The 14,407-nt window shown below is 40.1% G+C and carries 8 protein-coding genes and 1 tRNA gene; 8 read left to right on the forward strand and 1 reads right to left on the reverse strand.

What is annotated here, in order from left to right:
- Positions 1-193: 193 nt before the first annotated feature.
- Positions 194-264 (reverse strand) — tRNA-Gln (locus RT138_RS18010).
- Between the two features lie 264 nt (positions 265-528).
- Here RT138_RS18010 and RT138_RS18015 point away from each other — a divergent pair.
- From RT138_RS18015 to RT138_RS18050, 8 genes are all read left to right on the forward strand, one after another.
- On the forward strand, positions 529-3,552 hold the full coding sequence (locus RT138_RS18015; protein ID WP_254529483.1) for a DUF2723 domain-containing protein: 3,024 nt from the start codon (positions 529-531) through the stop codon (positions 3,550-3,552).
- Positions 3,553-3,983: 431 nt separating this feature from the next.
- Positions 3,984-5,027, forward strand: coding sequence for a hypothetical protein (locus tag RT138_RS18020; RefSeq protein WP_313191769.1), 1,044 nt, complete (start codon positions 3,984-3,986; stop codon positions 5,025-5,027).
- A gap of 792 nt (positions 5,028-5,819) precedes the next feature.
- A complete protein-coding gene (pyrR, locus tag RT138_RS18025; protein WP_313191770.1) occupies positions 5,820-6,365 on the forward strand; it encodes a bifunctional pyr operon transcriptional regulator/uracil phosphoribosyltransferase PyrR in 546 nt (181 codons plus the stop codon).
- A gap of 21 nt (positions 6,366-6,386) precedes the next feature.
- On the forward strand, positions 6,387-7,322 hold the full coding sequence (locus RT138_RS18030) for an aspartate carbamoyltransferase catalytic subunit (RefSeq protein ID WP_313191771.1): 936 nt from the start codon (positions 6,387-6,389) through the stop codon (positions 7,320-7,322).
- A gap of 498 nt (positions 7,323-7,820) precedes the next feature.
- Positions 7,821-10,850 (forward strand): tetratricopeptide repeat protein, encoded by a 3,030-nt coding sequence (locus RT138_RS18035; protein WP_313191772.1) that lies wholly within the window; start codon positions 7,821-7,823, stop codon positions 10,848-10,850.
- A 12-nt stretch (positions 10,851-10,862) separates the two neighbouring features.
- Positions 10,863-12,578 carry a TonB-dependent receptor gene (locus tag RT138_RS18040; protein ID WP_185213450.1) on the forward strand — a complete coding sequence of 572 codons (1,716 nt, stop codon included), beginning with the start codon at positions 10,863-10,865 and terminating at the stop codon, positions 12,576-12,578.
- Positions 12,579-12,615: 37 nt separating this feature from the next.
- Positions 12,616-13,662 carry a hypothetical protein gene (locus RT138_RS18045; protein ID WP_313191773.1) on the forward strand — a complete coding sequence of 349 codons (1,047 nt, stop codon included), beginning with the start codon at positions 12,616-12,618 and terminating at the stop codon, positions 13,660-13,662.
- Positions 13,663-13,696: 34 nt separating this feature from the next.
- Positions 13,697-14,395, forward strand: a complete 699-nt coding sequence (locus RT138_RS18050) for a MotA/TolQ/ExbB proton channel family protein (RefSeq protein WP_185213452.1) — start codon at positions 13,697-13,699, stop codon at positions 14,393-14,395.
- The last annotated feature ends 12 nt before the right edge of the window (positions 14,396-14,407 follow it).

Genomic DNA, 14,407 nt, shown 5'->3' on the forward strand with positions numbered 1-14,407 from the left:
AAGACTGAAACTTCTGTTTTGCAGAATAAGATTCGAATGGCTGCTGGTTTTGGATTGTGTAGTAACTTCTGAAATCCTAATTTTTAGCCACATGAATCAAATAGCTGATTATCAAAGTTTTAAAGATTTTGGTATTTCGGTTTTCCATAAAACCAAAAAAGGCTTGAAACATTGTTTCAAGCCTTTTTTTGAGTTGCCCAACCTGGATTCGAACCAAGACAAACGGCACCAAAAACCGTCGTACTACCATTATACTATTGGGCAAACTTTTGTGGTTTTGTCATCAGGTTGTTCCCTTTTGACGATGCAAATATACGTCGAGTTTTCTATTCTGCAAATAAAAAAGTGCGTTAATTATTAAATATACTGATTTTCAAGCCGATATTTTTTCACTTTATCTTTCATTAGACTATCGGTAGCTAAGATTATGGGTTTTTACTGCTAGAAATTAGAAACTATTTGTCTAATTATAATTTGTATTCCTTATTTTCGAAGCATAATTTTTAGAAAACCCTTCTATATTTTAGTATGAACTATAAAAAAATCAATAACCTGTTAGGATGGGTAGTGGGTATTATTGCTACACTGACTTACATTTTGACGCTTGAAAAGACAACAAGCTGGTGGGATACAGGTGAATTTATTGCTTCGGCGTACAAATTACAAATTGTGCATCAGCCGGGGGCACCCTTATTTTTGATGATCCAAAACTTATTCTCCAATCTTGCCATGGGTGACAATTCCCGAATTGCATATTGGATGAATGTGGGGTCGGCAGTTTGTAGTGGTTTGACCATTACCTTTTTGTTCTGGACCATTACTGCACTTGCCAAGAAAGCTTATGTTAGTTTGAGCGCTAAAGAGGAAATCTCAGAAGGTAATCTGATCAAGATCATGGGAGCAGGGGTTGTAGGAGCATTGGCTTATACTTTCTCGGATACATTCTGGTTTTCAGCAGTTGAGTCTGAGGTTTATGCCATGTCTTCATTGTGTACTGCAGTCGTGTTCTGGGCCATACTAAAATGGGAAGCTAAAGCTGATGAGCCAGGCGCAGACCGTTGGTTGATCCTAATTGCTTATGTGATGGGACTATCTATTGGCGTTCACTTATTGAACTTATTGGTTATTCCAGCGATAGCATTGGTGATCTATTTCAGAAGAACATCCAAAGTTACTGGAGGCGGTATTGCCAAAGCCTTGATCATTGGGGTTATTGTATTAGCCGTGGTTTTATGGGGAGTAATTCAATTTCTGATCAAATTTGCAGCTTTTTCTGACCTGTTTTTCGTAAACAGTCTAGGTCTTGGATTTGGTACAGGTGCTACTTTCTTCACTTTATTGGTTGCTGGTCTGTTGCTTTTCGGTATCTGGTATTCCTGGAAAAACGTAAAACCTATCTTGAATATTTCCTTGTTGAGTTTGGCATTCGTAATCTTTGGATATAGTTCATTTACCATGATCATGGTAAGGGCAAAGGCGAACCCAACCTTGAACAACTCTGATCCTGACAACGTGTTTACCTTCTTAAGTTACCTAAACCGTGAACAATACGGCGATGAGCCTCTGTTAAAAGGAAGGTACTTTGATGCTAAACCTACTGATGTATTTGAGACAGGAAATATCTACCGTAAGGATGGAAATAAATATGTCGTAGCGAAGAAAAAATTCGATTATACATGGAGCCACAGTACCTTGTTTCCACGTATATATTCCGATAAACATGAATCCTATTATAGAGAGTTCTTGAACTTAGGTCCGGATGAAGTACCTACGATGGTCGATAACTTAAAGTTCTTCTTTGGTTATCAGATTGGACAGATGTACAGCCGCTACTTTATGTGGAACTTCGTAGGTCGTCAAAATGACCAACAAGGGCAGGGTTCATTTACCGAAGGTAACTGGATTTCGGGTATCAAGCCGATAGATAATGCAAGATTGGGGGGTCAATATGCCCTTCCAACTTCAGAATTGGAAAATGCAGGTAGAAATACATATTTCTTCCTACCATTGATTTTGGGAATCTTAGGAGCAATGTGGCAGTTCAAGAAACAGCAACGTGATGCTTCTGTAGTGACCTTATTGTTCTTCTTTACAGGTCTTGCCATCGTATTGTACCTCAACCAAACTCCTTTGCAGCCACGGGAACGGGATTATGCCTATGCAGGTTCCTTCTATGCGTTCTGTATCTGGGTTGGTATGGGTGTCATCTGGATTGCAGACTTATTATCGAAGAAAGTGAATGCCAAAAATGCGGCCATTGGGGCAACTGCCGTTTCCCTACTCTGCGGACCGGTTCTATTGGCTAGCCAAAACTGGGATGACCATGACCGTTCGGAGAAATTCTTGGCCCGTGATATGGCAAAGAATTATCTGGAATCATGTGCGCCGAATGCCATCCTGTTCAGTTATGGTGACAACGATACCTATCCATTATGGTATGTTCAAGAGGTTGAAGGTTTCCGTACGGATGTGCGTGTCGTGAACTTAAGTTTATTAAGTGCAGATTGGTACATGAAACAGATGATGCACAAGGTAAATGATGCAGATGCATTGCCATTGAACATCGATCCTGAGAAAATCAAGGATGGTGTTCGTGATGTAATCTACTTCAGTGATATGAATATCCCTGGCTATGTAGATGTTGAGGATCTATTGCAAATCATGCTTTCCGATGAACAACAATATAAGGTTCAGTTGCAAAGTGGAGATTGGGCAAATATCCTTCCAACGAAGAATATGCAGTTGAAGATTGATAAGCAAGCTGTAATCGCTAACAAAGTAGTACCTAAGGAGTGGGAAGATGCGATCGTCGATACCATGCAGTGGAATTACAGTGGAGGTATCGTAAGTAGAGCTGACCTTTCGATCATGGCTCTATTGGCAAACAACGGATGGAAGCGTCCTATCTATTTTACTTCAACTACTCCAGAAGAGAATATGATCGGTCTAGAGAAGTTCTTGGTTTCAGAAGGTTTTGCCATGCGCCTGATGCCAGTTGCATTAGCTGCTGAAGGTGAAGTTTCAGGACCGATTACCGATGTGGAGGGAACTTACAATAATATCATCAACAAATTCACTTGGGGTAATATCGCTCATTCCAAATACCTAGATCCAGATTCATACCGCTATATCAGCATGTATGCTGGTAATATCTTTGGCGAAACGGCTCAAAACCTATTGTCAATGGGCAAGAATACCGAGGCTAAGAAATTGGTGAACAATGCTTATGAGAATTTGCCTAAGCGTCCTTACTTGATGTCGGAAGTGTTCTCTTATACCTCTTTGATTGATGCTATGTACAAATCAGGTGAAGCCGAGAAAGCAAATGAAATCGTGAAAAGAAACCTGAAATTTCTTCGCGAAAATATGGCTTACTACATGAACATCGCTGAAACTAAGCCTAACCTTGAATTTAGAAATATGCGTTTCGGCTTGGCAGCAATCCAGAATTACCAAAGAGTATTGACGGATGCCAAACAACAAGATCTCTTGAAAGAAGTTAATCAGATCTTTGAAACTTATAGACCGTTATACGAAGCAGCAAGTCAATAAGATTTTTGCTTTGAAAGGAAAAAGGGTTGCCGAACGGCAACCCTTTTTTTTGTGGGGATGGGGGATTTATCCGCTATCAGGCGGGCCATGTTATTTTCCGCAGTTTAATACGCTTGGTAGGGGCGAATTGCATTCGCCCGTTAGGCATTTGAACCATGATGGAAGGTATAAGAGGATGGACCAAGATTTGGATTTGAACCAGGATGCCCTTCGGCAGGGCTCAGGGTACGGGATGAGAGGATGGACCAAGATCATGGAATGAATCAGGATGGGATGGATGAGAGGATGGATCAAGGGCCAAATTGGCCTTATCCCTCCCCAAAAAAGCACCTCCGATAACAATTTATTATTTATTGAATTACGGTAAACCGTATGCTTAAATATGTTTGTATGGCTACTTTTGCGGCAAATCAAACATAATTATTAATCATATGAAACTAGTATTTAATGCGATCTGCATTGCTCTATTATTAAGTTTTTCTGCCTGTGAAAAAGAAGGTGCTCCAGGTCCTCAAGGTGCTCAGGGTGAACAAGGCCTTCCGGGTGCTGCAGGATCCCAAGGGATTAAAGGTGAAAACGGAAGTACCATTTTAAGTGGAACGACTGATCCAACCAGCGCAATTGGGAAAGACGGTGATTTTTACCTGAATTTAAATTCTAAAAAGCTTTTTGGTCCTAAAAAATCGGGGAATTGGGGAACAGCGATAGAATTAAATGGAAAAGATGGTCTTAATGGTCAGAACGGTCAAAATGGACAAAATGGGACAGATGGTGTAAACGGTCAAAATGGGACAAACGGTAATACTATCTTAAGTGGAAAAGTTGTTCCAAGTTTTTATTCCGGTAATCTAGGAGATTTCTATATCGATCTTTCAAAAATGGATTTTTATGGACCAAAAACTAATAATGGTTGGGGATCGCCAATTTCTTTAAAGGGATCTTCAACTCTACAGAAAAGGGTCTTAATTAAAGAGTACTTTGATTATTCAAGAAATTGTGATGCATGCTCTGATTATTCTACAACTTGGATACCTGGTTATTCTACATATTCTTCTACTACAGCGGATGTCTATATTAATGTAGGTGATATTCAACAATATTATAGCAATGGGATTGTAACATATGAGGCAAGGATAAATGGAGGTGAATGGTTTGTTTTGGATCCAAGTAATAAGAAGGAAATCATTAAACAATATAAAGTAGGTGCTCGCGATTACATGTTGATGATTGCTCCATCAATGATCAGATATTATAGTAGTTCAGGCCAATTATTTATTGGGTCTGACAGGATGGTTTCTATTCCAGGGACGTATTCGAAGAGTCAATTAATGAGCTATTTAGACGTAGAAATGAAGGTAGATATTAGGATTACTTTATTGCCTAAAGAATCTATAGAGTACTTGTCCAAAAATTACCCGAATCAAAAGATTAATGATTCATTTGTGTCAAGATATTTTGGTATGAGCGATAGATAAAGTTATGAGTGTATAAAATAAAGATGGCCGTCTGAAAAGATGGCCATCCTTTTTTGTAGAGAGAATTAAAAATTTGGGCTAAATTTATTGGAAGGTGATGTCAGCATGTTGGCAATGAAAATAAATTAGCTCTTTTAATTTAAATATAGAACCCTATCGGGGTTCCATTATTTTAGCAAACATGGCACGTTAGCCTGGAGGTCGCGCAAAAACGATGTTCGATTAATCGAACATCGTTTTTGCATTAACCCTATATTGTTTAAAACCATTGCTAAAATAATTCATCCCCGCTGGGGATGTATGGCGGATAAAAATATCCTTCTGATAAATAAATATGGGCGTGAAAGACTACAAACACAGTTCTAACTAACATGTTCATTGGCAGCTTGTTGATGAGATCCTGGTTTAAAAGTATAGGGCTAATCTCTTGATGAGTTTAAAGCCTGCATTGGCGTACAGTTCGTTAACCTTTGGTTAACGATGACAGGACATTAGCGGAGGGCGTATTCGATACGCCAATAGAGTAATGGGTTTAAAAATTGTTTTGGGTGCCAATGTTATTTATGATCTTGGTCCATCCTCTCATCCCGTACCCTGAGCTTTGCCGAAGGGCATCCTGGTTCAAATCCAAATCTTGGTCCATCCTCTGATCCTTTCCATCCTGGTTCAAAACATCCTTTGCATCCTGCATTCACTAAACCATCTTATGCTGCCTTATTTTTTCCAATCCAATGTGGCTTAGATTACGATTTTTGGAAAAAATGCCTTAAGTTTGCCTAAATAAATCCATAGATGAAACAATCGATATTATTAGATGGACCGAAGTTTCAGATTACGCTCAAGCGATTGTCTCAACAATTAATTGAAAACCATGGAGATTTCTCCAACGCTGTAATCATTGGAATTCAACCTCGAGGTACCTATTTAGCTGAAAGATTAGTACAGGAAATCAAAGAAATGACCGGAGTTCAAGTGCCATTGGGTATTTTGGATATTACTTTCTATCGTGATGATTTCAGGATGAAAGGCGCCAGTCCATTAGCTGCGAACAGTACGGTAATTGATTTTATAATAGAGGGCAAGGATGTCATCTTGGTTGATGATGTACTTTGGACCGGAAGGACTATCCGTTCTGCGATGGATGCGATCCAAGCATTTGGTAGGGCGAACAGAATTGAATTAATGGTCTTGGTAGACCGTCGTTTTTCGAGACAGATTCCTATCCAACCGGACTATATAGGTATACAGGTCGACTCGATTGATTCGCAAAAAGTAATTGTAAGCTGGAAAGAGGTGGATGATAACGATAGTATTGTGTTGATCACCGAAAAGAAATAGAAAGATTTTATTGTTTAACAAATGTCAACATCTGAACAACTTAGTACCCGCCATTTATTAGGTATCAAGGATTTAAATAGCAACGATATCCAATTGATCTTGGATACGGCTGCAAATTTCAAGGAAGTACTGAACCGTCCAATCAAAAAAGTACCTTCTTTACGTGATATTACCATTGCCAATGTGTTCTTTGAGAACTCAACCCGTACGCGTCTTTCTTTTGAATTAGCTGAAAAGCGCCTGTCTGCCGATATCGTCAATTTTGCAGCATCCTCTTCTTCAGTAAGTAAGGGTGAAACGCTGATCGATACGGTGAACAATATCTTGGCGATGAAAGTGGATATGATCGTGATGCGCCATCCTTATGCAGGTGCCGGTGTTTTCTTGAGCAAACATGTGGATGCCCAGATCGTGAACGCTGGAGACGGTGCCCATGAACATCCTACCCAAGCTTTATTGGATTCATTTTCTATCCGTGAGCGGTTAGGTGAGGTTGCAGGAAAGAAAATCGCCATTATTGGAGATATCCTTCATTCTAGGGTAGCATTGTCCAATATTTTATGTTTACAGAAACAAGGAGCTGAGGTGATGGTCTGTGGACCAACTACCTTGATTCCCAAATATATTACCTCCCTGGGCGTGAAGGTAGAGCATGACCTTATGAAGGCTTTGAACTGGTGTGATGTAGCTAATATGTTGCGGATCCAGTTGGAGCGTCAGGATATTGCTTACTTCCCTTCATTGCGCGAATATTCCATGTTGTACGGTTTGAACAAACAGATCCTAGATTCATTGGATAAGGAAATCGTCATCATGCACCCTGGACCAATTAACCGTGGGGTGGAAATTACCTCGGATGTAGCGGATAGCAGCCATTCCATCATCCTAGACCAAGTAGAAAACGGAGTAGCCGTGAGAATGGCCGTTCTGTATTTGTTGGCAGGGAAGAGGGGTTAAGAGATATGAGAAGTTAGATTTGAGATATGAGATAGAAATCTAACCATTATAGTTAAAAAATAGAAAAGAAGCTTGAAATCATCTGATTTCAAGCTTCTTTTTTCTGTGAATGTTTTGTTCAAAACTTTATTTGAAAATTATTGATGTTGGAACAACTTTTGAACTTAGGAAGTCAATAATTAATAAGAAGAACACGTCTTTATTTAGCGTAAAGATTTTCGGAACGTGTCACTGTAGTTGAGGAATGAAACCTATAGTATTAACAATTATCACGTAATAAAATGTCTCATATCTCGCATCTCAAATCTCACTTCCCAACCTAATGTTAAATAAAGTTAAATAGCTCAGGTTATCCACAGTTGTTAACAACTTTTGAGGAAAACATTGAAGTTATCCATTAATTTCGTAGGTTGAAGGCTTGTACCATCTTGTCAAGGTGTTACAGCTCGATTTTCAATAAAAATACTGACGCATTCATTTTAAGGAGTATTCAATCATATGTATAAAAAAATTTACCAGTTAGGTGTGGCGATGAGCTTATTGAGTACACCGGTATTGGCGCAACATTCTGCATGGCAAGAGGTGAATAAAGCCTACAAGGATGGGCTGGAGTTGTATGAAAGAGGGAAGTTCAGTTCTGCTGCAAAACAATTTGATAAGTTTGAGGAGATCAGGACGAAATCATCACTTCAGTTGGACGAAACGAAGGAATTAAGCTTACTCAAAGAGAATGTTCGATATTATCAAGCTGTTTGTGCCTTAGAGTTGGGAGAAACAGATGCTGAGAGCCGCTTCTTAAAATACATAAAAGATTATCCAGCAAGTGCTAATTCCAAAGCAGCCTATTTCCAGATCGGAAAGTCCTATTATGCTCAAAAAGACTATCCAAAAGCCATAGAATGGTTTGAAAAGATTGACAGCAAGAATTTAGCTGGAGCAGAAAACACCGAATACCGTTTCAAATTGGCCTATGCAAAATTTATGACGGGAGACTATGAGGCTGCTAGACCTGTTTTCAACGAACTGAAAGATCTAAGAGGACAGTACCAAGAGGCTTCCATCTATTACTCGGCTTACCTAAGCTATTTAAACCAAGAATATAAAACTGCACTGAATGAGTTTGAACGTCTGGAAGGATCAAAAACTTATGAGAACAGTTATCCATATTACATCACGGCCTTATACTTCTTGGATAAGCGCTATGATGATGTATTGAGTTATGCATTGCCTAAGCTGGAAACCACCAAGCAGGAGAGTGAGACGGAGATGTTGCGTATCATCGCAGCAACCTATTTCATCAAAGGTGACTTGGAGAAATCGAAAGATTTTTACGATAGGTTCCAAGCACAGGATCAAGGCAAAACCCAAAACAATCAAGATAGCTACCAAATCGGTTATATCAACTATAAATTAGGAGAGTACGAAAAAGCTATCTCTGAATTGGAGAAATTGGAAGAACCGGATGCCTATTTCCAAAGTGCCATGATCACTTTAGGGGATGCATTCTTGAAAACAGGCAATAAGCAAAGCGCACGGAACGCATTCTTCAGAGCTTCAAAATTAGATTTTGATCCGCAATTGAAAGAAGAAGGTTTGTTCAACTATGCAAAACTGTCCTACGATCTAGAGTTTCACCAAGTAGCCTTGGATGCGATCAATGAATACATGCAGACTTACCCAAGGTCAAAGCGCCAAGAAGAGGCAAAGACTTTATTGGCAGAGGTTTTATTAAGCACCAAAAACTACCGTGCTGCGGTGGATGTTTTGGAAGACCTGCCTAATAGAGGTAAAGATGCAAATGCTGCATACCAAAAAGTAACTTACTACCGCGGGTTAGAATACTACAATGAGCGTGCATTTGAAAATGCCATTTCTATGTTCATGCGTTCTGAAGCTAATCGCTATGATGAAGAGATCTATGCATTGGCGACCTATTGGAAAGCGGAAGCGATGTATGAGGTCCGTAAGTATAAAGAATCTGTAGCTGCATTCAATAAATTTTTGCAATTGCCGGCAGCTAGAAAAACAGAGGTATACAATTATGCTAATTATGCTTTAGCCTATGCTGCCTTCAGAGCAGACAATTACAGTACGGCGGCAAATTACTTCGAGCGTTTCCTAGCCGGTGGCGGAAAGGATGGCATCGACCTGAATACCAGAAACGATGCGATGGCTCGTGCAGCGGACTCGTACCTAGCTATCAAAAACTACAGCAAGGCAGCAAACTATTACGACCGTTTGATCGCTTCTGGAGCGCAGAGTCAGGACTATGCCTTGTTCCAAAAAGGTATCCTTTTAGGTCTTCAGGGAGATAATAATGGTAAGATTTCAACCTTGAATTCGGTTATGGCGAAATATCCAAAATCGAACTATGCAGATGATGTGGCATTTGAAATCCCTTATACCTATTTCTTAATGGGTGATCATGATCGTGCGATTGATGGTTTGCAAAAAATGGTTGAGCAATACCCAAGAAGTTCATACGTTCCTAGAGCATTGACAACGATCGGTCTGGTACAATACAACAAGGATGATAACGATGCGGCATTAGCCACTTTCCAACGTGTGGTAAACCAATACCCTACAACGGATGAGGCTAAGCAAGCGTTGGCATCAATCGAGAACATCTATTTGGATAAAGGGGATGCTTCTGGGTATATCCGTTATGCTACTAGCACTAATATCGGTGACCTAAGTACAGCTGAACAAGATTCACATACTTTCTCTATCGCGCGTACCTTGTTTGACCGTGGTAACTGGCAAGCAGCTGTAGAAGCAGTGAATGCATACTTTGATAAATTCCCTAAACCAATTCAAGAGAAACATGCTCGTTTTATCCGTGCAGAAAGTAACGCGAACCTAGGCAAGGATACCGAGGCAATGCATGATTTCAATATCATCATGAATGATTGGACCTCGGCCTATACAGAGCGTACCTTGATCTCGGTTTCTAAACTGCACTTGAGAAATAAAGCTTATAATGAAGCTGTACAGGTGTTGAAGAAATTGGAGTTGACTTCAGAATACAAGGAGAACTACGGATGGGCAGTAAACAACCTATTGGTAAGTTACTACAACATGGGTGATTATGCAGAGACCTTGACTTATGCGAATATCATCAAGAAGTACGAGAAATCTTCAGAAGAGGATATTGCAAAAGCACATCTCTATGCTGCAAAAGCATATCTATCTACTTCAAAAGGTTCTGAGGGTATGAAAGAATTGAACTTGGCTGCCTTGAAATCTAAAACAGAGACAGGAGCTGAAGCGAGATTCTTGGTTGCGGAACAACAATTGAAAAATAAAAATTACGATGGTGCAATCAAATCTGCACTGGATATATCTGATTCCTTCTCTTCATATGACTATTGGGTAGCGAAAGGATTTATTGTAATGGCTCAGGCTTATGAGGGCAAGGGCGATAAATTCCAAGCTAAATCAACATTGGAAAGTGTAATCGACAATTATGAGAACACTGAAGATGGTATCTTGAATGAAGCGAAACAATTATTGGAAAAAATTAAATAAGAATAGGAAAAGATGAAGTTGAATACTGTTTTTAAACAATCTGCTATATTAACCTTAATGTTGGGGATGGGTGTAGGGGCTTATGCTCAAAAAAGAGATACCACCGACCGTCCCGTAACATTGGATTCATTTGATATCGTTCGTGATTATAGACCTATTCTTGCTGATGCAGTAAAAATCCGTCGTAGTCCTGACATGTCAAACAAAAGAGAATACATGCCTAAGTTAAACTATGGCAATGTTCCTGACAAGAAATTAGACATCAATACGGGCCTTAGTGAATTACAGATCATGGAAACTCCATTTTCTAGGATCATGGACCATAAGAGTAATTATGTGAAATTTGGTGCGGGTAACTTCAATACCATCTTGGGTGAAGCTTACTTTGCAGTGGAAGATTACGAAGACATCCGTTTTGGTGGATTCGCAAAACACCTTAGCCAAAAAGGAAATTTGGAAGACCAGAAATTCTCGAGACAGGAGATCGGTATTTTTGGTCGCCGTATCTTACCTAAGTTTACTTTGGATGGATTAATTGGTTACAATGGTTATGGAACCCGTTTTTATGGTATTCCAACTAACCAAGATGGATCTACCATCAATCCGACCCGCGAGGCACAGCGATTCAATGATATTTACTTCAGTGGAGAATTGACCAGCAATTATGATCCTGCGAATGAGGATGCATTAAGCTACTCGGTAAAAGCGGATGCCTATACCTACAAGGATAAGTTTGAGGCTGGAGAAAATTCCGTTGCGTTATCAGGTTACTTGAACAAACGCTACCGCGCATTTAACGCAGGTGCGAATGTGGCATTAGACTATAACGGTCTGAAGGGAGTAAATACCTCTACCGGAAAATTAAATAACTCGATTGCTTCGATCAATCCGTATATCCGTTTCAAGGGAGATAACTACAACATTACCTTGGGAGCAAATATCGTCTCAGAATTTGGCGATAACTCTAGGTTCAACGTATTCCCAGAAGCAGAAGTTGATTTTGCATTGGCGCCTGAGTACTTCTACATCTTTGGAGGGGTTACAGGAAATGTAGAAAAAGGGTCGTTCCGTGATTTTACACGCATCAACCCATATCTAGGTCCAAATGCCAATATCCAAAATACAGTGGAGCGTATGAATATCTATGGTGGTATCAAGGGTAATGCCGGTGCGACATTTGGATATAAGGTAAAAGGTTTCTACAGAAAAGTAGAAAGCATGGCCATGTTCGTGAACAATATGGAAACTCCGTTCAACTTTGATCTGGTTTATGATGGGAATGGAGACGATGCGGTTAAGCATGTGGGAATCGAAGGAGAGATCAATGTGAGGTTATCTTCATTGGTGAACTTGGGTGGTCGCCTGAATATCGATCAATATACCATGGTTGAGCAGGAGGAGGCTTGGCATATGCCGAAAATGCGTTTAGCGGCAAATGCGAGATTCAATATTTCTGAGAAATTGTTCATTGATGCAGAGGCATTGTTCCACGGAAACGCTTATGCTCAAGAGTTCACTTACTTAAATGGCGTGCCTGATGGTAACCCATATAAAAAGGAAACCATTCCATCGTTCTTTGATCTGAGCGCTGGAGCAGAATATAAAGCAACGAAATACCTAGGTGTTTTTGTAAAGGCAAATAATATGTTGAATACAGAATACCAACGTTATTTATACTACCCTAAATTAGGTTTCAATATTTTAGGTGGTCTAAATTTTTCGTTTTAATCTAACAAACTTTAAATTTGCAGCAGCAAAGGAATAAATGGATTTAGGAAGATACATTCATCAGCTATTAAAGCATAGAAACGAGGTGTATGTGAAGGGTTTGGGAGTTTTCAAACGCATTCACACGCCTTCTGTATATGATGATCGCCGCGGAGTGTATTTGCCTCCAGTGACATATTTGGAATTTGACGGGAAATCTACTGATGGTGTTGATTTTATAGATTACATCCAACAGTCGAAACAAACCTCTAGACAATCGGCAGAGGCTGACGTGCATGATGCCGTATTAAATCTGCTGGAAACCATAAAAGAGAATGGATCGGTGACATTGAACCATTTGGGGCAATTGATCAAGCATGGCTCATCTCTGGTGTTTAAGGCTGAGGATCTGAGCGGATTCCAATTGCAGCCGATCGAAGGTGCAGCGAGTCCGGTCCCTGAACAGGTGGAAGTAGTTGAACCTACGAGCCCTGAGCCTGAAACGGAATTGCCAAAAGAGGAAGAGAAGGAAGAAGTCGTTGAAGAGCCGGTAGTCGCTGTGGCAGAACAGGATGTCGTACCAGAGGTATATGAGGAACCTCAGGCCACTGGTAAATCAAAATGGTATATTTGGGCTGCGGTCTTGGCTATTGTTGTCATTGCTGGTCTGTTTTACATCAACCATACAAACAACTCAGGCAAAATCGAGGAGAAGGAAGATAGCGTTTTGAATGCCGGTATCGTAGAACCTGACAGCTCTGTTGCAAAACCTGTGGACACAAGCAGTACGGTGACGGCTACACCGGTAGACAGTACAGCAAATACCAATACAGGTAAGAAGGTGTACAATCCTTTGATCCCTGCAAATCACACTTATCAGATCGTTATTGGAACGCATGCTACTTTGGCTCAGGCCTATGAACAGGCGGAGTCATTTAACAAGGCGGGAATAGAATCTGTACGGGTAATACCGAGCAATCTTGCACATAACAAGAAGAAAGTGATCTGGGATTCTTATGAAACAAAAGAACAGGCGGATTCTGCCCTGAAATATGTAAGGAAACATTATGTTGCGGATGCTTGGCATCAAAAAATAAACAAGTAAATCAATCAAACAGCACAAAATACGTTAATAAACTATGTCATTAGTACAAAACCCTGCAATCGTTGATACCTTGAATCAAGTACAACAACAACCGGTAGCATTAGCTACAACAGACAACCTTAACCTGCTTGAACTTCTGATGAAGGGTGGGTGGATTATGATTCCAATCTTATTGTTATTTTTCTTGGGATTGGTCATCTTTTTTGAACGATACATCACTATTCGCAAAGCCAGTAAATCCGAAGGTGGATTATTAGCTTCCGTGAAGAGCAGTGTATTGTCTGGAAAAATCGATGCTGCTATGGCTGCTTGTCGTTCCAACAACTCGGCATTATCAAGAATGTTGCAGAAAGGTTTGACACGTGTAGGTCGTCCGATCAAGGATATTGAAGGGGCGATTGAAAACCAAGGAAAGTTGGAAGTATCTCGTTTGGAGAAAAACATCAATATCTTGGGTATCATTGCCGGTATTGCTCCCATGTTAGGTTTCGTAGGAACGATCTTTGGGGTAATCCAGATATTCCGTGATGTGGAGATGGCCGGTGGTATCGATATTGGTTCGGTATCTGGAGGTCTTTATGTTAAGATGATCGCATCGGCTTCAGGTCTGACCATTGGTATCTTGGCTTATATCGGTTACCATATCCTGAACATGATGGTAGAGCGCTTGATCTTGCGCATTGAGACTGATGCAATTGAATTTATCGATTTATTGGATGAGCCTAGCATGTAAGCTAGACCTGGT

The sequence above is a fragment of the Sphingobacterium sp. genome (genome assembly GCF_032065005.1).
GTDB lineage: Bacteria > Bacteroidota > Bacteroidia > Sphingobacteriales > Sphingobacteriaceae > Sphingobacterium.

Bases quoted from the DNA above. Each gene is read 5' to 3' on its own strand.
- RT138_RS18015 (WP_254529483.1), top strand. From the start codon at position 529: ATGAACTATAAAAAAATCAATAACCTGTTAGGATGGGTAGTGGGTATT.
- RT138_RS18020 (WP_313191769.1), top strand. From the start codon at position 3,984: ATGAAACTAGTATTTAATGCGATCTGCATTGCTCTATTATTAAGTTTT.
- pyrR (WP_313191770.1), top strand. From the start codon at position 5,820: ATGAAACAATCGATATTATTAGATGGACCGAAGTTTCAGATTACGCTC.
- RT138_RS18030 (WP_313191771.1), top strand. From the start codon at position 6,387: ATGTCAACATCTGAACAACTTAGTACCCGCCATTTATTAGGTATCAAG.
- RT138_RS18035 (WP_313191772.1), top strand. From the start codon at position 7,821: ATGTATAAAAAAATTTACCAGTTAGGTGTGGCGATGAGCTTATTGAGT.
- RT138_RS18040 (WP_185213450.1), top strand. From the start codon at position 10,863: ATGAAGTTGAATACTGTTTTTAAACAATCTGCTATATTAACCTTAATG.
- RT138_RS18045 (WP_313191773.1), top strand. From the start codon at position 12,616: ATGGATTTAGGAAGATACATTCATCAGCTATTAAAGCATAGAAACGAG.
- RT138_RS18050 (WP_185213452.1), top strand. From the start codon at position 13,697: ATGTCATTAGTACAAAACCCTGCAATCGTTGATACCTTGAATCAAGTA.